We start from the raw sequence: 18,604 nt of genomic DNA on the forward strand, positions 1-18,604 counted from the left end.
CATGGGTGTCCCCGCGCTGCTGCTCGCCGTCGCGGCGCTGCTCGTCCTCGGCACCACGCAGCTCGCGGCCTGGGGCGCGCTCAAGCGCAACGGCTGGATCGGGATCCGCACCCGCCCGCTCATGGCGAGCGACGCCGCCTGGCGCGCCGGCCACCGCGCGGCGCTGCCCGCGCTCCGCGGCACCTGCCTGCCCGTCGCGATCGGCGGCGTGATCGGGAGCATCGCGGCCGGCGCGGGCATGAACAGCGTCGCCTCCTGGGGGTCGCTGCTGCTCGTGGCGGGGATCGTCTGGGGCACCTTCCGGGCCGGGCGCGCAGCCAGGGCCGTCACCCGCCGGAGCGAGGCGGGGCCGGGCTCGCCGCGCGGAGGATCAGCGCCGGATCACGCGCGCCAGTAGGCGTACTCCGGGTGGCGCACCGGGTGGAGCAGGTCCTGCGACGAGGTGAACCGGTAGATGGCGTTCTCCGTGAGGCCGTAGCAGGGATCGCCGCTCGACCCGATGCGCACGGCGAAGTCCTCGCAGCTGATGAGGCGCACGGTGTGCTGCACCGAGGATCCGCGGTAGGCCTCCCCGTAGTGGTCGTACATGTACTCGAGCTTCTGGTCGCACGTGTACGACCCGTCCTTGTACACCTTCACGAGGAGGCCCGTCCCGATCGACCCGGGCGTCTGCGCGGAGTTCCATGCGGCGCAGACGCGGACGTTCGACTGCGCCAGGGCGGCGGGCGCGGGCCCGACGGCGAGCGCGGAGAGGGCGAGACCGGCGGCGGCGCACGCGCCGATGCCGAGGCGGGAGAGGGGGGACGGGATGCGCATGCGCGGGTGCTCCTCGCGGTCGGGGACGCTCACGGGATCCCGTGGCGGGAGGAGGCTAACGACTGCGCGCCACCCCGGGAGGGCGCTTCTCCACGGGCTCCGGGATCCGCGTCCGGCGGCGCGGCGGCCCTCAGGGCGCCGGCACCAGCTGCGCGCGGAGCGCCTCCGCCGTCGTGACCGGGAGCCGGCAGACGAAGCCCGAGCAGAGGTAGGCGGTGGCGGTGGATCCGGCCGTGCGGTCGGCGAGGAGCTCGAAGCCCGCGTCGGCCCAGGCCCGGGCCGCCGTCTCCGTGACGACGAGCGCGACGTCGGGCGGGCGGATCCGGCCACGCGCCTCGTCCGCGAGCGGATCGCCCGCCGCGTCGGCCCCGTCGGGCAGCACCACCACGAGCTGGCGGGCCGCCGCGTCGATCGCGGCCGCCTGCTCGAGCGCGCCCCCGAACGCGATGGGCCGGGTCGCGCCGCCCGCCGCCACCGTCGCGAGCGCGGCGCGGGCCGCGCGGTCGTACCGCGGATCCGCCGTCAGCTGCCCCAGCACGCGCGCGGCCGACGACGCGGCGGTGAGGCCGGACGGGTACGCGCCCTCGGACGGGTCGGAGGCGAGGTCGAGGCCGAAGCCGGCGAGCACGGGATCCGCGCCCGTCGGCACCCGGAAGCCCGCGGACCCCGGCTGCGGGTCGGCGTCGGCGGCCGCGACCAGCGCGTCCACGATGCCGCGGGCGCGCACCGCGTAGGCGGCCTCGCCCGTCGCGAGCGCGAGCGCGAGCAGCCCGTCGGCGAGCATGCCGTGGTCCTCGAGCGTCGCGACGGCGGGCGAGACGCGGCCGTCGATGGAGGCGCGCACCAGGGACCCGTCGGCGCGCACGTGCTCCGCGAGCAGCATGTCGGCGGCGTCGCGGGCGGCCTGGATCCACGCGGGCCGGTCGAACGCGCGCCCCGCCCGGGCGAGCGCGCCGATCGCGAGGCCGTTCCAGCCGGTGAGCACCTTGCCGTCGACCGCGGGCGGGTCCTCGGCCGCGCGGCCCGCCGCGTCCAGCGCGTAGTACCCGCCCTCGACGCGCCGACCGGCGACCGTGCTCTCGGAGTCCTGCGCCGACGCGAAGCCGCCCGACGGCCGGCGCAGCGTGGTCGTGAGGAACGCGACGATCCCGGCCGCGACGTCCTCGTAGCCCGCGCGCGCGTACGCGTCGAGGAGCAGGGCGTTGTCGTAGAGCATCCGCTCGTAGTGCGGCTCGGACCAGTCGCGGCGCGTGGAGTAGCGGAAGAAGCCGCCCTCGACCGGGTCGCGGAGGTCGGATCGGGCCATCGCGTCGAGGGTGCGGCGCACGAGCGCCCCCGTCGCCGCCGCGCGCTCGGGCGCGAGCACGCCCGCGGCGTGGAGCGTGTCGAGCAGCAGCACGACGGGTGCGACGGGGAACTTCGGCGCGGATCCGAACCCGCCGTGCTCCGGGTCCTCGAACGCGGCGAGCTCGCCGGCGACCCGGTCGAGGGCCGCGGCGTCCGGGAGGGGCGAGGCGGCGGATCCGCGCGCCGAGGCCTCGCGGATCGCCGCGCTCAGCTGCCCCGCGCCCTGCTCGACCTGGTCGCGGCGCGTGGTCCAGGCCTCGGCGACGGCGTCGAGCACCTGCCGGAACGACGGGTGGCCGGCGCGCGGCTCGGGCGGCGAGTACGTGCCCGCGTGGAAGGTGCGGCCCTCGGGCGTCGTGAACACGTTGAGCGGCCAGCCGAGCTGGTCCGTGAAGGCACCGGCCGCGGTGATGAGCGCCGCGTCCACCTCCGGGTGCTCCTCGCGGTCGACCTTGATGGCGACGAACCCGGCGTTCAGGCGCTCCGCGAGCGCCGGATCCGAGAACGTCTCGCGCGCCATGACGTGGCACCAGTGGCAGGTCGCGTAGCCGACGGAGACGAGCACGGGCACGTCGCGCCGCGCGGCCTCCGCGAACGCCTCGGGACCCCACGGCCGCCAGTCGACCGGGTTGTCCGCGTGGCTCTGGAGGTACGGGCTGACGGCGTCGGCGAGGCGGTTGGGCATGCGTCCACGCTACGCGCGGGGCCTGGGGCGGACGGGCGTCAGATCCAGTCGCGCTTGCGGAAGATGCCGTAGAGGACGCCGCTCACGCCGAGCATGAGCACGAGGGAGAACGGGTAGCCCCAGTCCCAGTGCAGCTCCGGCATGATGTCGAAGTTCATGCCGTACACGCTCGAGACGAGGGTGGGCGCGAACAGGATGGCCGCCCAGCCGGAGATCTTGCGGGTCTCCACGCTCTGCCGGTTGCTCGACTCGCTGAGCTCGCGCATCTCCTCGTTCTGCCGCTGCCCGACGAGCGTCGAGTTCACGGTGAGGATGTCGCGCAGCAGCACGCGGAACTCCTCCACGCGCTCGTTGACGACGATGACGTGGTCGGCCACGTCGCGCAGCGCCTGCTGCAGCTCCTCGCCGACGCGGTACTTGCCGGATCCCGCCTGCAGCTGCTGGAGCATGCCGGTGAGCGGACGCACCGCGCGCTGGAAGTCGATGACCTCGCGGGAGAGCTCGTAGATGCGGCGGGACACGGCCGGATCCCCGTCGAAGACCTGGTCCTCGATCTCGTCGATGTCGTTGGCGAGGCCCGTGACGACGGGCGCGTACCCGTCGACGACCGCGTCGAGGATCGCGTAGAGCACCGACTCGGGGCCGTTGGCGAGGAGCTCGGGGCGCTCCTGCATGCGCGTGCGGACGGCCGAGAGGTCGGGCGACTCCGCGTGCCGGACGGTGATCACGAAGTTGCGGCCGAGGAACACGTGCAGCTCGCCGAACTCCACCTCCTCGCGGTCGTCCACGTAGCGGGCGGCGCGCAGCACGGTGAAGAGGGTGGAGCTGTACCGCTCGGTCTTGGGGCGCTGGTGGGCCTGGATCGCGTCCTCCACCGCCAGCTCGTGCAGGTCGAACTCCTCGGCGAGCGCCTGCAGCTCCTCGACCGTGGGGCGGTAGAGGCCGATCCACGCCATCGCGTCGGGCCGCTCGTCGAGCTCGCGGAAGGTGTCGGCGAGCGTGGCGGGCGAGGCGACGCGGCAGCCGTCGACGTAGACGCCGTTGTCGACGAGGCTCGGGCGGCGCGCGCCCGCCTGCTCCGTCGGATCCTCCCGCTCGTCCCGGGACCGCGACGCGCCGCCCGCATGCCCGCCGCCGAGGGGCGCGACGCCCCGGGAGACCACGGACTTGAGGCGCGTGCGGATGCGGTGCTGGGGCATGACGGACACCGTACCCGGCGGACGTGACGCGTCGGCGCCCGGGTCGTCCGGTGGGGAGCCGCCCGGTCAGACCACCCGGTCCGGGTGGCTGCCCACGCGCCCCGCGGCCTCGAGCGCGGTGATCCCCGCCATCTCCTCGTCGGTCAGCGCGAAGTCGAAGACGTCCGCGTTCTCGACCAGCCGCTCGCGCCGCGTGGTCTTGGGGAAGACGATCGTGCCGCGCTGCACGTGCCAGCGGAGCACGACCTGCGCGTCCGTGCGGTCGTGGGCGCGGGCCGCGGCGCGCACGACGTCCGCGTCCGCGACGGCACCGCGCGCGAGCGGGCTCCACGCCTGCACGGCGATCCCGTGCTCCGCCAGGTACGAGGTCGTCTCCCGCTGCTGGTGCCGCGGGTGCAGCTCGATCTGGTCGACCGCCGGCGTGGGCAGCCCGGCGGCGGCGAGCGCCTCCAGGTGCGGCACGAGGAAGTTGGAGACGCCGATCGAGCGCGTCAGGCCCTCGTCGCGGGCCGCGGCGAGCGCCTCCCAGGTCTCGACGTACAGGCCGCGCTCGGCCGCCGGCCAGTGGATGAGGTGCAGGTCGACCGCGGGAAGGTCCAGCCGGTCGAGGCTGCGGCGGATCGCGTCGCGCGCCCGGTCGCGGCCGTGGTCGTCGTTCCAGACCTTGGTGGTGACGAACAGCTCGTCGCGCGGGATGCCGGATGCGCGGATCGCCCGCCCGACGCCCTCCTCGTTGCCGTACATGGCCGCGGTGTCGATGTGCCGGTAGCCGACCTCGAGCGCCTCGGCGACGATCCGCTCGGCGTCGTCGTCCGACACCTTGTAGGTGCCGACGCCGAACTGCGGGATGGGGATCCCGTCGCCCATCGGCACCGACGGGATCGGGGTGCGCAGGACGCCGCCGCTCACGCGCCGAACCGCTCGACGAGGGTCCGCTTGAGGACCTTGCCGCTCGGCCCGAGCGGCAGCGCCTCCACCACCTCGACCCGCCGCGGGTACTTGTACGACGCGATGCGCTCCCGCATGTAGGCGACGACCTCCTCGGGGTCGACCTCGGCGTCCGCCTTCGCGACGATCGCCGCGACGACCTCCTGCCCGTGCAGCTCGTGGGCGACGCCGAACACGGCGCACTGCGCGACGGCCTCGTGCCGGGCGAGCACCTCCTCGACCTCGCGCGGGTACACGTTGTAGCCGTTGCGCAGGATCATGTCCTTCGTCCGGTCGACGACGCGGACGAAGCCCTCGTCGTCGATGGTGCCGAGGTCCCCCGTGCGGAACCAGCCGTCGACGATCGCGCGGGCCGTGTCCTCCGGGCGGTGCAGGTAGCCGTTCATGAGGTTGTGCCCGCGGATCACGATCTCGCCGAGCACTCCGCGCTCGAGGAGCTCCACGCGGTCCTCGTGCTCGGGGTCGGCTATCTCGATCTGCACGCCCCAGATCGGCTTCCCGACCGTGCCCGGCCGGGCCTCGACCCCCACGTGGTTGAACGAGGCGACGGGCGAGGTCTCCGTGAGGCCGTAGCCCTCGTGGATCTCGGCGGAGAACGCCTCGCGGAACGCGTCGATGACGGCCACCGGGAGCGCGGCCCCGCCCGAGATCGCGTACCGCAGCGGCGGTCGGGCCGCATTCCGGGCGGCGGCTCCGAGCAGCGCGATGTACATGGTCGGCACGCCCATGAACACCTGCGTCTCGTGCTCGACCATGAGCGCGAGGGCGGCGTCGCCGTCGAAGCGGGGCACCATCACGATGGTCGCGCCCGCGCGGAACGACGCGTTCATGGTGCAGGTCTGGCCGAAGGTGTGGAACAGGGGCAGGCAGCCGAGGATCCGGTCGCCCGCGCGCAGGTCGAAGGTGTCGAGCAGGAGCACGTCGACCTGCATCACGAGCGCGAGGTGGGATCCCTCGGCGCCCTTGGGCTGGCCCGTGGTGCCGGAGGTGTAGAGGATCGTCGCGGTGTCGGACGGCCGGCGCGGCACGTACGTGCGGATCGGCGTCGCGGCCCGCGCGAGCTCCTCCAGCCGGTCGGGCCCGCCCTCCGAGGCCGCGGGGACGAGCACGCTGATCACCGGCACCTCGGCGAGCGCCGCGCCCTTCCCGCCCTGCTCGAGCAGCGGTCCGGCGCACACCAGGAGCGCGGATCCGGAGTCGCGCAGCACGTACGCGATCTCCTCCGCCTTGAGCAGCGCGTGCACGGGCACCACGACGCCGCCGAGCGCGAGCACCGCGTAGTAGACGCGCGGGAAGTCGGCGACGTTCGGGATGAGCATGGCGACGCGCGTGCCCTCGCCCACCCCGCGGTCGCGGAGCGCGCCGGCGTAGGCGCGCGTCTCGTCCCAGAGCTCGCGGTAGGTGGTGGAGACGTCGCCGACGACCACGGCCACGCGGTCGGCGTGACGCTCGGCGGACTCAGCGAGGACCGCCGCGACGGAGACCGAGGCGAACCCCGTCCCCGACTCGTCGCGGTCGTGCTCGGGGAGGAGGGGCGTTTCGGAGGTCATGGGCGGATCCCGTCGGTCGTCGTCGACTCGGGAGGCGGTGCCGCCCGCGCGCCGTGCACTCCGGCGCTCTGCTCCCGACGATATCCACCGGCACCCCCGCCGGGGAGGCCCGACGGCCCGCGGATAGGATGGAACCAGCATGGAATTCAGCATCGCGTACCCGCCGGAGCTCCCCGTCAGCCGGATGCGCGACGAGATCGCCGAGGCCATCCGCGACAACCAGGTCGTCATCGTCGCGGGCGCCACCGGCTCCGGCAAGACCACGCAGCTGCCGAAGATCTGCCTCGAGCTCGGACGCGAGAGCATCGGCCACACCCAGCCCCGGCGGCTCGCCGCGCGCACCATCTCGGAGCGCATCGCGGAGGAGCTCGGCGGCGAGGTCGGCCAGCTCGTCGGCTACCAGGTGCGCTTCACCGACAAGGTCTCGGCCGACACCCGCATCAAGCTGATGACCGACGGGATCCTGCTCAACGAGCTGCAGCGCGACCGGCTGCTCCGCAAGTACGACACGATCATCATCGACGAGGCCCACGAGCGCAGCCTCAACATCGACTTCCTGCTCGGCTACCTCAAGCAGCTGCTGCCGCGCCGGCCCGACCTCAAGGTCATCATCACGTCGGCCACCATCGACCCGCAGAGCTTCTCGCGGCACTTCGGCGACGCGCCCATCGTCGAGGTCTCGGGGCGCACGTACCCGGTGGAGATCCGCTACCGCCCGCTCGTCGCCGAGGCGCCCGCCGCCGGCGACGACGACCTCGCCGACGCCCCGATGGAACGCCCGGCGGACGACCGCGACTACCTCGAGGGCATCAACGCCGCCCTCGACGAGCTCTCCGCCGAGTCCTCGGGCGACGTGCTCGTGTTCCTGAGCGGCGAGAACGAGATCCGCGACGCCGAGGACGCGATCCGCAGCCGGAACCTCCCGCACACCGAGGTGCTCCCGCTCTACGGCCGGCTCTCCTCCGCGGACCAGCACCGCGTCTTCCAGCCGTCGACGCAGGCGGGCGTGCGCCGCCGCATCGTGCTCGCCACCAACGTCGCCGAGACGAGCCTCACGGTGCCCGGGATCAAGTACGTCATCGACGCCGGCACCGCGCGCATCTCCCGGTACTCCGTGCGCTCCAAGGTGCAGCGCCTCCCCATCGAGGCCGTGTCGCAGGCGTCGGCCAACCAGCGCTCGGGCCGCTCCGGCCGCACGAGCGACGGCATCGCGATCCGCCTCTACTCGGAGGAGGACTTCCTCCGCCGACCCGAGTTCACCGAGCCGGAGATCCTCCGCACCAACCTCGCGGCCGTGATCCTGCAGATGGTGTCGCTCGGCCTCGGCGACATCGCGGCGTTCCCGTTCCTCCAGCCGCCGGACTCGCGCGGCATCAAGGACGGCGTGGACCTCCTCACCGAGCTCGGCGCGGTCGTCCGCTCCCCCGACGGCACCCCGGCGCTCACCAAGGTGGGCCGCGACCTGTCGCGCCTGCCGATCGACCCGCGGTTCGCGCGCATGGTCGTCGAGTCGCGCAAGCACGGCGTGAGCCGCGAGGTCATGATCATCGTGGCCGGCCTCACCATCCAGGACGTGCGCGAGCGCCCGCTCGAGAAGCGCCCGCAGGCCGACCAGCAGCACGCGCGGTTCGTGGATCCGTCGAGCGACTTCATCACGCTCCTCAACCTCTGGAACCACCTCGAGGAGAAGGAGGCCGAGCTCTCCTCGAGCGCGTTCCGCCGCATGTGCAAGGCCGAGTTCCTCAACTACGTGCGGGTGCGCGAGTGGAAGGACGTCCTCCGGCAGCTGCGCCAGCTCGCCCGCCCGCTCGACCTCCAGATGAACGACCCCAAGGCCGATCCGGACGGGATCCACAAGTCGCTGCTCGCGGGACTCCTCTCCCACATCGGCCTCAAGGACGCGCAGAAGAAGGACTACGTCGGCGCGCGCCAGGCCCGGTTCGTGGTGTTCCCCGGATCCGCGCTCGCGAAGAAGCAGCCCGACGCGATCATGAGCGCCGAGCTCGTGGAGACCAGCCGCCTGTTCGCGCGCACCAACGCGGCCATCGACCCGGCGTGGGCCGAGCCCATCGCGGGCTCCCTGGTGAAGCGCACGCACAGCGAGCCGCACTGGGAGAAGAAGCAGGGCGCGACCGTGGCGTGGGAGCGCGTGACGCTGTACGGCGTCCCGATCGTGCTCAAGCGCCGCGTGCAGTTCTCCCGCATCGACCCGGCGTACGCGCGCGAGCTCTTCATCCGGCACGCGCTCGTCGAGGGCGACTGGGAGTCGCAGCAGGCGTTCGACCGCGCCAACCGGAGGCTCCGCGAGGAGCTCGCCGAGGTGGAGGAGCGCACGCGCCGCCGCGACATCCTCAACGACGACGAGGCCGTCTTCGAGTTCTACGACCGGCGGATCCCGCGCGACGTCGCCTCCACGCGCGCCTTCGAGGGCTGGTGGAAGAAGGCCCGGCAGGAGACGCCCGACCTCCTCACCATGACCGCCGAGGAGCTCCTCGCCGAGGACGCGGTCGACGTCGACGAGGCCGCGTTCCCGCCCACCTGGCAGCAGGGCGACCAGCGCCTCTCGCTCACCTACCGCTTCGAGCCGGGCGCGCCCGACGACGGCGTGACCGTGCAGGTGCCGCTCGCGCTCCTCGCGCGCCTCAGCCCCGCCGGGTTCGACTGGCAGGTGCCGGGCATGCGGCGCGACCTCGTGACCGCGATGATCAAGGCCCTTCCGAAGGCGCTGCGCAAGAACGTGGTGCCGGCCGCCGACTGGGCCGACCGACTCCTCGAGGGGCTGCCCGAGCCGGATCCGCAGCACCCCGTGGCCTTCACCACCACCATCGCGGGCCTCATCATGCGCAAGGCGCACGTGCGCGTCGCCGACGACGACTTCGACCTCGACCGGATCCCCGCGCACCTGCGCATGGCGTTCCGCGTGGTCGACGAGCGCGGCCGCGAGGTCGCCGCCGGCCGCGACCTCACCGAGCTGCAGGCGCGCCTGTCCAGCCGCGCCCGCGACAGCGTCGCCCGGGCCACCGCGCGGCCGGTCGAGCGCGTCGCCGGGGCCAAGGGATCCGCGACCCGCGGCATGGAGCGCACGGGCCTCACCACGTGGGACCTCGACGAGCTGCCCCGCTTCGTCGACACCGCGCAGGGCGGCACGGGCGACAGCCGGCACGTCATCCGCGCGTACCCGGCGCTCGTCGACGAGGGATCCACGGTCGCGATCCGCCTCATGGCCACCGCCGAGGACCAGGCGCGTGCGATGCCCGGCGGCGTGCGGCGCCTGCTCGTCCTCGCCATCGCGAACCCCTCGGCCTACGTGAAGCAGCACCTCACGAGCCAGGAGAAGCTGATGCTCGCGACGAGCCCGTACCCGAACGTGCAGGCGCTCTTCGACGACTGCCTGCTCGCCTGCATCGACCAGGTGCTCGAGCGCGTGGCCCCGGGCGGCGCGATCTACTCGAAGGAGCTGTTCGAGACCGCGCGCGACCGGGTCTCCGGCGTCGTCATGGACTCGATGTTCGACACGGTGGCGCTCGTCAACCGCGTGCTCACGGGCGCGCGCGACGCCGAGAAGGCGATCAAGCAGGCGACGAGCATGCAGCTGATCGGCGCGCTCACCGACGCGCGTGAGCAGCTCGCGGGCCTCGTGCACCCGGGCTTCGTCTCCGCCACCGGGCTCGCGCGGCTCCAGCGCCTGCCCGCCTACCTCTCGGGCCTCACGCACCGCGTGCAGCGCCTCCCCGACCAGCCCGCCCGCGACCGCGCGTGGATGACCGAGGTGCAGAAGGCGACCGACCTCTACCGCGAGGCCGGCGGCGTCATCCCGTCCGCGCCGCACGCGCCCGAGTCGCTCGTGCACGCCCGGTGGATGCTCGAGGAGCTGCGCCTCAGCCTCTTCGCCCAGCACCTGCCGACGGCCGAGCCGGTGTCGCTGCAGCGGATCCGGAAGGTGCTCGCGGGCTGAGGCGGCGGCACGGGCGGTGCCCAGGTCGCGTCCCGCGAGGCGCGTAGGCTCGTCGTGTCGCGCACGACCGGCCAGGTCGCCCTGCGCGACGCGCGGATCGGGGGATCCGCCGGAGGAGCACAGGGGGACCGCATGGACACCGAGCTCCGCGAGCGCCAGCGCCTCGAGTCGCTCGAGTCGCTGCACGTGTTCGGCACGGCGCCGGAGACGCGCTTCGACCGCATCACGATGATGATCGCCGAGTTCTACCGCGTGCCCATCGCGGCGGTCGGCATCGTCGGCGCCGACGCCATCTGGATGAAGTCGAGCGTCGGCCTGCCCAGCCCGCGCTGGTCGCGCGACGGCACGTTCACCGAGGCGGCCCTCGCCGCGGACGGCATGCTCGTCGTCGAGGACGCGCTGGTGGATCCGCGGCTCGCCTCCTCCCCCAGCGCCACGGGCGCGCTCGGCATCCGCTTCTACGCGGCGCAGCACCTGCACGCACCCGACGGCAACGTGATCGGCGTCTTCTTCGTCGCCGACACCGTGCCGCGCTCCTTCGGCCAGGCCGACCGCGCGCGCCTCGCCCTCATCGGCGACTTCTTCGCGGAGGAGATCGCGCGCGAGACCGACAGCCAGCGCGCCGCGGACGTCGCCCGGGCGCTCTCGCCGCAGCCGGCCCCGCACCTCGAGGGCTACGAGATCGCGGGCACGAGCATCCCCGCGCAGACGGTGGGCGGCGACGTGCACGACTGGTTCCTCGAGGGCGGCGACCTCCGGCTCACGCTCGCCGACGTGATGGGCAAGGGCGTCGGCGCCGCGATCCTCGCCGCGGGCGTCCGCGCGACCATCCGCATGGCGTCCCGCACGCACGGGGTCCGCTCGACGATGGTCCGCACCGCCACCGCGCTCGTCGACGACCTGGCGTCCGCGGGGTCGTTCAGCACGCTCTTCCACGCCCGGCTCGAGATCGCGACCGGCATCCTCACCTACGTCGACGCCGGGCACGGCCTCACCCTCGTGATCCGCGCCGACGGCAGCACCGTGCGCCTGCGCGGCCGCCACCTCCCGCTGGGGCTGGAGGCGCCGGACGCGTGGCAGGAGGAGTCGGTGCGGCTGGACCCCGGCGACACGCTCCTGATCTTCAGCGACGGCCTCCTCGACTTCTTCGACGACGAGGAGGCGACGCACGCCTACCTCGCGAACGCCCTGGCCCGGCACCGCACGCCGCAGCGCTTCCTCGACGCCCTCATCGGCGTCACGCCCGCGAACAAGGCGGACGACTGCACGATCGTCGCCGTGCAGCGCCGGCCCGTCTGATCAGCGGTCGCCGTCCGGGGCCTCGCCCGTCGCGACGGGCAGCTCGGGCCGGTTCGACCAGGCGGACCAGGATCCCGGGTACAGCGCGGCGTCGATCCCCGCGATCGAGAGCGCCGCGACCTCGAGGGCGGCGCTGACGCCCGACCCGCAGTAGACCGCGACCTCGCCCACGTCGGGCACCCCCAGCGCCTGGTACCGAGCGCGCAGCTCCGCGGCCGGACGGAAGGTGCCGTCGGAGGAGAGGCCGTCCGTGGAGGGCGCGCTGCGGGCGCCCGGGATGTGGCCGGCGCGCGGATCCCACGGCTCGACCTCGCCGCGGTACCGCTCGCCTGCGCGGGCGTCGAGCAGCACGCCGTCGCGCGCGACCCGGGCGGCGCCGGCCTCGTCCAGCACGGCGAGGAGGCCGGAGGTCAGCGTCACGTCGCCGGGCGCCGGCACCACCGGGCCGGTCTCGAGCGGCAGGCCGGCCGCGGTCCAGGCCGGCAGCGCGCCGTCGAGGATCCGCACGTCGGCGATGCCCGCGTCGCGCAGCACCCACCAGGCCCGCGCCGCCGCGAGGCTGCCGCCGCCGTCGTAGGCGACGACCGCGTCGCCCTCCCGCACGCCCCAGCAGCGGGCGGCCTCCTGCAGCGCCGCGGGATCGGGCAGCGGGTGCCGGCCCTCCTCCGGTGCGCCGTGCCGCGAGAGCTCGGCGTCGAGATCCACGTAGACGGCGCCCGGGATGTGCCCCGCCTCGTGCAGCGGACCGCCGGGCGGACCCCCGAGCGACCAGCGCACGTCGAGGACGCGGACGTCGTCACGGGTGCGGAGGGCGTGGTCGAGCTCGGTCGGCGTGATGAGGATCTCCATCGCCCCATGCTCGCAGGGCGCCCGGGCCGAGCGTCGCCCTCAGCCCAGCGGCTTCTCGAAGCAGATCGAGTTCGTGACCGGGATGTACGGCGGGTACACGTCGATCGGCAGCCAGCCCGCAGTCTCGTAGAGCCGCACGGCGTCGGGCTGCCGGTCGCCCGTCTGCAGGATCAGCCGGCGCGCGCCGCGCTCCCGGCCGACCCGCTCGAGCTCCGCCATGAGCACGCGCGCGAGGCCCGTGCCGCGGTGCGCCGGATCCACGACGACCTTCTTCAGCTCCAGCTCGCCGCGCAGCCGTCGGATGACGCCGTGCGCGGCCGCCTCCCGGTCGTCGCCCTCCGGCACGAGCAGCACGACGGCCTCCACGTCGGCCGGGTCGAGCGCGAACGCGACGGCGGCCTTCGCGGGCCAGTCGGGGTCGTCCGCGTGACGGCCCTCGTACCGCTCGTCCATCTCGTCCTCCATGGCGCGGCGGATCCGGGCGCCGCGCGGGTCGTCCCACCCCACGACCTCGGTGCGGTAGGCGCGCCCGTCGCGTGCGACGTGACGGGTGGCGGAGTCGTGCTGGTCGTCCATGGGCCCTCTCGGTGCTGGCGATGCTGCGGGTGACGGCATGACGACGCCCGCACCGGCATCCGGGTGGATGCGCGGCGCGGGCGTCGTCGACGGTGCGGTGCGGCGGTCTCCCGCAACGGCGGCCGGTGCTACTTGGCGCCGACCGTGGCGGACGCGTTCGACTCGTACGACGTGTTGGTCGACTCGAAGAAGTTGACGAGCTGGAGCGTGTCGTTCGCCGTCGCCATCCACTTCGCCGGGTTGGAGACCTTGTACTCGGCCTCGAAGCCGAGCTCCTCGAGGCGGCGGTCGGCCAGGTACTTCACGTACTGGTTGATGTAGTTCGCGTTGAGGCCGAGGATGCCGTTCGGCAGGAGGTCCTTGTTGTACTGCTCCTCCATCTCGACGGCGTCGAGGATCATCTGCTTGATCTCGGCGGCGAACTCCTCCGTCTGCAGGTCAGGGTTCTCCTCGAGCACCGTGAGGATCAGGTTGATGCCGAACTTGAGGTGCAGCGACTCGTCGCGCACGATCCAGTCCATGAGCGAGCCGAAGTTGCGCAGCAGGTTCCGCTGGCGGAACGAGAGCGACACCATGAAGCCCGAGTAGAACCAGATGCCCTCGAGGATCACGTTGTACGCGACGAGGTTCCGGACGAAGTCCTTCTTGCCCTCGGTGGTGGTGATGTCGAGGGTCTGCTCGGTCATCCGCTTGATGAACTTGACCTCGAACTCCTCCTTGCGCGCCATCGACGGGATGTCGACGTGGGAGTTGTACGCGGCCTCGCGGTCGATCGGGAACGTCTCCAGGACGTACTCGAACGACATGCAGTGGTTCGCCTCCTCCCACATCTGCTTCGCCAGGTAGAGGTGGCACTCCGGGGCGTTGATGTAGGGGTAGACGCCGAACGCGAGCGCCTTGTTCACGAGGAGCTCGTTCGGGTTGAAGTAGCTCATGAGGAACGTGATCGCGTGGCGCTCCTCGTCCGTCATCTTCTTGAAGTCCGCGATGTCCTCGCCGAGCTGGATCTCGTTGGGGAACCACGTGTTGGCGACGGCCTGGTCGTACAGGTCCATGGCCCACTGGTAGTTGACGGGCTTGAGGAGGAGGCCCTCCTGGATTCCCGTGCCGAGGATCTTCGACATTGGTGTCTCTTCTTCCGATTCGCTTCTAGCTCGTGGTTCGTGTGGGGACGGGCCGCGCCGCGCTGGCTGCGCGGCCCGCTGCGGCGGTCCTGCCTACTGGCAGGAGTCGCACTGGAGCTCGTCCATGGGGTCCATGGGGACGACGTAGTCGCCGAACGTGTCGTCGTTCATCAGCGTGCACCTCCCACTCCGCCGAAGCCGAAGCCCTTGCGGGGCGCGGGAGCGGCCTCGGGCGCCGGGGCGTCCGCGGTCGCGGTGGATGCGGGGGCCGCCGACGCGGGGACGGCCGCGGGAGCGCCGCCGCCGAATCCGCCGAAGCCCTTGCGCTTGGTGCCGTCGGCGTCCTGGGACTTGTCGACCTTCACGGTCGACTGCTCGGCCGTGTGGCGCGGCTTCATGTGCAGGTAGTACGTGGTCTTGACCCCGCGCTCCCAGCCGGCGAAGTAGATGTCCATCATGTCGCCGAGGTCGCGCGTCTCGAGGTACATGTTGCGGCTGATGGCCTGGTCGATCCACTTCTGCGCACGCGCGGCGACCTCGAGGAACGCGTACGGCGAGAGCTGGAAGCTCGTGCGGTACGTGGCCTTGACCGAGTCCGGGATGGCGGCGATGTTCTGGATGTCGCCCTGGCTGCGGAGGATGCTCTCCCGCACGGTCTCCCAGAGGCCGAGCTCCTGCAGGTCCTTCACCAGGTTCCGGTTGACCTCGAGGAACTTGCCCGAGGAGGTGGAGCGGCTGAAGATCTGCGAGAACTGCGGGTCGAGGCCGGGGGTGGTGCCGGCGACGAGGCCGATGGACGCGGTGGGCGCGATCGCCATGAGCGTCGCGTTGCGCATCCCGCCCTTGACCTTGGCGCGGAGCGCGTCCCAGTCGAGGCGCGTGGTGCGGTTGACCTTGACGGGCACGCCGCGGTCGGCCTCCATGAGCGCGATCGAGTCGAGCGGCACGAGGCCCTCCGACCAGCGGGATCCCTCGAAGTTCGGGTACGCGCCGCGCTCCTTCGCCAGGTCCGCCGACTCGTCGATGGCCGCGTAGGAGACGTGCTCCATGATCTCGTCGATCAGGTCGTACGACTCCTCGGACTCGTACGAGTACCCGAGCTTCTCCACGACGTCGGTGAAGCCCATGACGCCGAGGCCCACCGCGCGGTTCTGCTGGTTGGAGAAGTCCGCCTCCTTCACGCTGGAGCGCGTGATGTCGATGAGGTTGTCGAGCTGGCGCACCGCGAGGCGCGCGCTCTGCTCGATCTTCGCGAAGTCGATCTTGCCGTCGGAGAAGTGCTGCGACAGGTTGATGGACGCCAGGTTGCAGACGGAGACGTTGTCCTCGTCCTGCGGCAGCGTGATCTCGGTGCAGAGGTTCGAGAGGTGGATCGTGCCCGTGTTGTTGTTGAGGGCGCGGTTGTTGATCGTGTCCTTCCAGGTCAGCCACGGGTGGCTGGTGGTCTGGAGCGAGATGAGGATCGACTTGAACTGCTCCCGCGCCTTGATGCGCTTGAACATGCGGATCCGCCCGGCCTCGGCCTCGCCCACGTAGAACGCGTAGCGCTCCGAGAACGCCTTGCCGTACAGCTCGTTGAGGTCGGAGACCTCCAGCGGGTCGAAGAGGAACCAGTCCTCGTCGTCCTGGACGCGCTTCATGAACTCGTCGCTGATCCACACGGCCGTGTTGGCGGTGCGGGTGCGGCGGTACGGGTCGCCCGAGTTCTGGCGGAGGTCGAGGAACTCGGGGAAGTCGAGGTGCCAGTTCTCCATGTAGAAGCACAGGGCGCCGAACTTCTTGCCGCCGCGGCTGACGGCGCGGAGCACCGAGTCGATGGTGTGCATGAACGGGATCGGGCCCGTGGAGGTGGTGTTGTTCGAGCGGATGGGCGAGCCCTGCGCGCGCAGCTTGGAGACGGAGAGGCCGATGCCGCCCGTGCCCTTCGTGAGCCACATGACGTCGCGCGTGGTCTTCGCGATGTGCTCGATGTCGTCCTGCATCTCCATGACGAAGCAGTTCGCGAGCTGCGGGTAGATGGTTCCCGCGTTGACGAGGGTGGAGCCGGCCGCGAGGTACTCGAGCTTCGACATCTTCTCGTAGAAGGCGATGGCCGTCTCGGTGGGGTTCTGCTCGTTGAGCGCGAGGCCCATCGCGATGCGCATCCAGAAGTACTGGGGCACCTCGAGGGCGTCGCCGTTGCGGCCCTTGATGCCGTAGCGGTTGTTCAGCGTGACGACGCCGATGTACTTCAGCAGCTCGTCGTGCGCCGGCTCGAGGGCCTGGGCGAGGCGCTCCAGGTCGAACAGCTGCACGAGGCGGGAGTCGAGGAGCATCTCGTCGACGCCGCGCTGGATGTTGCGGGCGAAGTGCTCCGCGTGGAGGCGCTTGAGCTCCTCGGGCGACGAGTAGTCGCCGAGGACGCGCTTGTAGATGGTCTTGAGGAGGAGGCGCGCGGCGACGGTGTCGAACGCCGGGTCGTCCTTCACGTTCTGGAGCGCGACCTGGATGACGGCCTCATCCAGCTGCTGCGTGGTGATCCCGTCGAAGAGGGTGATCTCCAGCTCGGACGCGATCTGCGTGACCCAGCCGATGTTCTCGTCGAGGCCCTGCGTGGCGTCCTCGATGGCCAGGTTGATGCGGTTCGCGTCGTACGGCTCCCGCGTGCCGTCGCGCTTCACTACGGTGATGGACACTCTGCTCCTCGTCGTCTTCGTCGTCCGCGCTGATCGGCGGCGGACTGTCCCGGGGTCGGCGGGGACGCGGTGCGGGACGTACCCGCCGCGCCCTGCGCCTCACCAGGGGAAATGCTCGGCAGGCCCCTCCGCGCCCGCTCCGTGGAGCCGGGACGACCGGGGGCCGCTGCCGTCTTCATCACTATATATGCGGGCCCCCGGCCAGGACCAACCCCATATGTAGTGGGCGTGTCGTCCACAGGTGTGGACAACTCGGCGGACTTGTCCACAGGTTCCACAGGCTACGGAGCGCCGCCGACATCGCTGTCCGGTGGCGCCCGCGGCTGCGGGAGGAGGCCCGCCGGCCGGTAGGATCTGACCCTCGTGAGCACGTATGGAAGCCTCCTCAAGACCCGCGGCGTGGGCCGGATCATCACCGCCCAGCTCGTCGCGCGCTTCCCGGGCGGCATGCTCTCGCTGGCGTTCCTCATGCACGTCGAGCGGATCCACGAGTCGTACGGCGCCGCCGGCCTCGTGCTCGCGGCGACCAGCATCGGCCAGGCCGTCGCCGGCCCCCTCACCAGCAGGTGGATGGGCGTGTGGGGCATGAGGCCGGTCCTCATCCTCACCTCGGCCGTGTGCACGGTGGCCGTGGTCGCCGTCGCGCTCGGCGACGCGAGCACCTCGGTCCCCGTGTTCATGGCGCTCGGCCTCCTCGCCGGGCTCGCCAACCCGCCCGTGCAGCCGGCCGTCCGCACCATCTACCCCAAGATGGTCAACTCGAAGCAGCTGACGCCCCTGTTCTCGCTCGACGCGTCGGCGCAGGAGATCATCTGGGTGCTCGGTCCCGTCATCGCGACCTTCCTCGCGATCCAGGTGGACACGAGCGCCGGGATCCTCGTCGCCGCGGCCTTCCTCGTCGGCGGCGGCGCGTGGTTCATCTCCTCCCCCGAGCTCGGCCGGGTGCGCATCCCCCGCAGCAAGCGCCGCTTCGGCGTGGTGCTCGGCCGCCCGCCGGTGCTGCTCAGCACGATCGTCGGCTTCCTGCTCATCGCCGCGTGCTCCGCGATCGAGGCGGGCGTCGTCGCGGTGTACGGCCACGGCGGACCGGAGGCCGGCTTCGTCCTCGCGATCTTCGCGGTCGGCTCGCTCATCGGCGGCCTCGCGCTCGGCCACATCCCCATCAGCCCGTGGGCCATGGCCCGGCGCATGACGATCATCCTGGTCGGCACGGCCCTGGCCGCGGTCTGGATGCAGTTCGCCTGGCTCTCCGTCTTCCTCTTCCTCGCGGGCGTCGGCATCGCGCCGGCCCTCGCCGTGCTCTTCGCGGTCGTCTCGTCGTCGGTGCGCTTCAGCGACACGGCGGAGGCGTACGGGTGGGTCGGCACCGGCCAGCTGATCGGGGCGGCGCTCGGCTCCGCCGCGGCGGGCTTCGTCATCGACGCGCAGGGGGCGCAGGGCGCGTTCGTTGTCGCGGCCGCGCTGCTCGCGGCGGGCGCGGCCATCGCCGCCGCCTTCCACCGCCACAGCCCCGACCTCCGGGGTCGCGACGCGGGCCCGATGCCGGACACGGAGCCCGTCGCCATCGTCACCTGACCCCGT

At 72.3% G+C, this 18,604-nt stretch carries 13 protein-coding genes; 4 read left to right on the forward strand and 9 right to left on the reverse strand.

Features of this window, described 5'->3' with window-relative positions:
* Position 1: 1 nt before the first annotated feature.
* Positions 2-397: an SdpI family protein gene (locus AES38_RS11630; RefSeq protein WP_053775118.1), complete on the forward strand. Its 396-nt coding sequence runs from the start codon at positions 2-4 to the stop codon at positions 395-397.
* On the opposite strand, the gene AES38_RS11635 is transcribed toward AES38_RS11630, so the two are convergent.
* The 5 genes from AES38_RS11635 to AES38_RS11655 form a co-directional block, all read right to left on the reverse strand.
* Positions 382-849, reverse strand: coding sequence for a hypothetical protein (locus AES38_RS11635; RefSeq protein ID WP_053775119.1), 468 nt, complete (start codon positions 847-849; stop codon positions 382-384). The genes AES38_RS11630 and AES38_RS11635 overlap by 16 nt on opposite strands.
* A 97-nt stretch (positions 850-946) precedes the next feature.
* A complete protein-coding gene (locus tag AES38_RS11640) occupies positions 947-2,848 on the reverse strand; it encodes a thioredoxin domain-containing protein (RefSeq protein ID WP_053775120.1) in 1,902 nt (633 codons plus the stop codon).
* Positions 2,849-2,886: 38 nt separating this feature from the next.
* Positions 2,887-4,056, reverse strand: coding sequence for a magnesium and cobalt transport protein CorA (locus AES38_RS11645; protein ID WP_053775121.1), 1,170 nt, complete (start codon positions 4,054-4,056; stop codon positions 2,887-2,889).
* A 57-nt stretch (positions 4,057-4,113) separates the two neighbouring features.
* Positions 4,114-4,956, reverse strand: coding sequence for an aldo/keto reductase (locus AES38_RS11650; RefSeq protein WP_053775122.1), 843 nt, complete (start codon positions 4,954-4,956; stop codon positions 4,114-4,116).
* Complete coding sequence (locus AES38_RS11655; RefSeq protein WP_053775123.1) at positions 4,953-6,545, reverse strand: long-chain-fatty-acid--CoA ligase; 1,593 nt, start codon at positions 6,543-6,545, stop codon at positions 4,953-4,955. Before AES38_RS11655 ends, AES38_RS11650 begins: the two co-directional genes overlap by 4 nt.
* Positions 6,546-6,684: 139 nt before the next feature.
* Between AES38_RS11655 and hrpA the strand changes: the two genes are divergently transcribed.
* Together hrpA and AES38_RS11665 are read left to right on the forward strand one after the other, a co-directional pair.
* Positions 6,685-10,500 carry an ATP-dependent RNA helicase HrpA gene (hrpA, locus tag AES38_RS11660; RefSeq protein WP_053775124.1) on the forward strand — a complete coding sequence of 1,272 codons (3,816 nt, stop codon included), beginning with the start codon at positions 6,685-6,687 and terminating at the stop codon, positions 10,498-10,500.
* Positions 10,501-10,554: 54 nt separating this feature from the next.
* Positions 10,555-11,799 carry a PP2C family protein-serine/threonine phosphatase gene (locus AES38_RS11665; RefSeq protein ID WP_053775125.1) on the forward strand — a complete coding sequence of 415 codons (1,245 nt, stop codon included), beginning with the start codon at positions 10,555-10,557 and terminating at the stop codon, positions 11,797-11,799.
* On the opposite strand, the gene AES38_RS11670 is transcribed toward AES38_RS11665, so the two are convergent.
* From AES38_RS11670 to AES38_RS11685, 4 genes are all read right to left on the reverse strand, one after another.
* Positions 11,800-12,648 carry a sulfurtransferase gene (locus tag AES38_RS11670; RefSeq protein ID WP_053775126.1) on the reverse strand — a complete coding sequence of 283 codons (849 nt, stop codon included), beginning with the start codon at positions 12,646-12,648 and terminating at the stop codon, positions 11,800-11,802.
* A gap of 39 nt (positions 12,649-12,687) precedes the next feature.
* On the reverse strand, positions 12,688-13,224 hold the full coding sequence (locus AES38_RS11675) for a GNAT family N-acetyltransferase (RefSeq protein WP_053775127.1): 537 nt from the start codon (positions 13,222-13,224) through the stop codon (positions 12,688-12,690).
* Between the two features lie 128 nt (positions 13,225-13,352).
* Entirely contained in the window at positions 13,353-14,348 is a 996-nt protein-coding gene (locus AES38_RS11680) for a ribonucleotide-diphosphate reductase subunit beta (protein ID WP_015491025.1), read from the reverse strand.
* A 170-nt stretch (positions 14,349-14,518) separates the two neighbouring features.
* Complete coding sequence (locus AES38_RS11685) at positions 14,519-17,023, reverse strand: ribonucleoside-diphosphate reductase subunit alpha (RefSeq protein ID WP_081001895.1); 2,505 nt, start codon at positions 17,021-17,023, stop codon at positions 14,519-14,521.
* Positions 17,024-17,386: 363 nt separating this feature from the next.
* On the opposite strand from AES38_RS11685, the gene AES38_RS11690 reads away from it, so the two are divergent.
* Positions 17,387-18,598: an MFS transporter gene (locus AES38_RS11690; protein WP_053775128.1), complete on the forward strand. Its 1,212-nt coding sequence runs from the start codon at positions 17,387-17,389 to the stop codon at positions 18,596-18,598.
* Positions 18,599-18,604: the final 6 nt, after the last annotated feature.

This window comes from Clavibacter capsici, assembly GCF_001280205.1.
Taxonomy (GTDB): Bacteria; Actinomycetota; Actinomycetes; order Actinomycetales; family Microbacteriaceae; genus Clavibacter; species Clavibacter capsici.

Coding starts and splice junctions, on each gene's coding strand:
- AES38_RS11630 (WP_053775118.1), top strand. CDS start 2: ATGGGTGTCCCCGCGCTGCTGCTCGCCGTCGCGGCGCTGCTCGTCCTC.
- AES38_RS11640 (WP_053775120.1), bottom strand. CDS start 2,848: ATGCCCAACCGCCTCGCCGACGCCGTCAGCCCGTACCTCCAGAGCCAC.
- AES38_RS11655 (WP_053775123.1), bottom strand. CDS start 6,545: ATGACCTCCGAAACGCCCCTCCTCCCCGAGCACGACCGCGACGAGTCG.
- hrpA (WP_053775124.1), top strand. CDS start 6,685: ATGGAATTCAGCATCGCGTACCCGCCGGAGCTCCCCGTCAGCCGGATG.
- AES38_RS11670 (WP_053775126.1), bottom strand. CDS start 12,648: ATGGAGATCCTCATCACGCCGACCGAGCTCGACCACGCCCTCCGCACC.
- AES38_RS11675 (WP_053775127.1), bottom strand. CDS start 13,224: ATGGACGACCAGCACGACTCCGCCACCCGTCACGTCGCACGCGACGGG.
- AES38_RS11680 (WP_015491025.1), bottom strand. CDS start 14,348: ATGTCGAAGATCCTCGGCACGGGAATCCAGGAGGGCCTCCTCCTCAAG.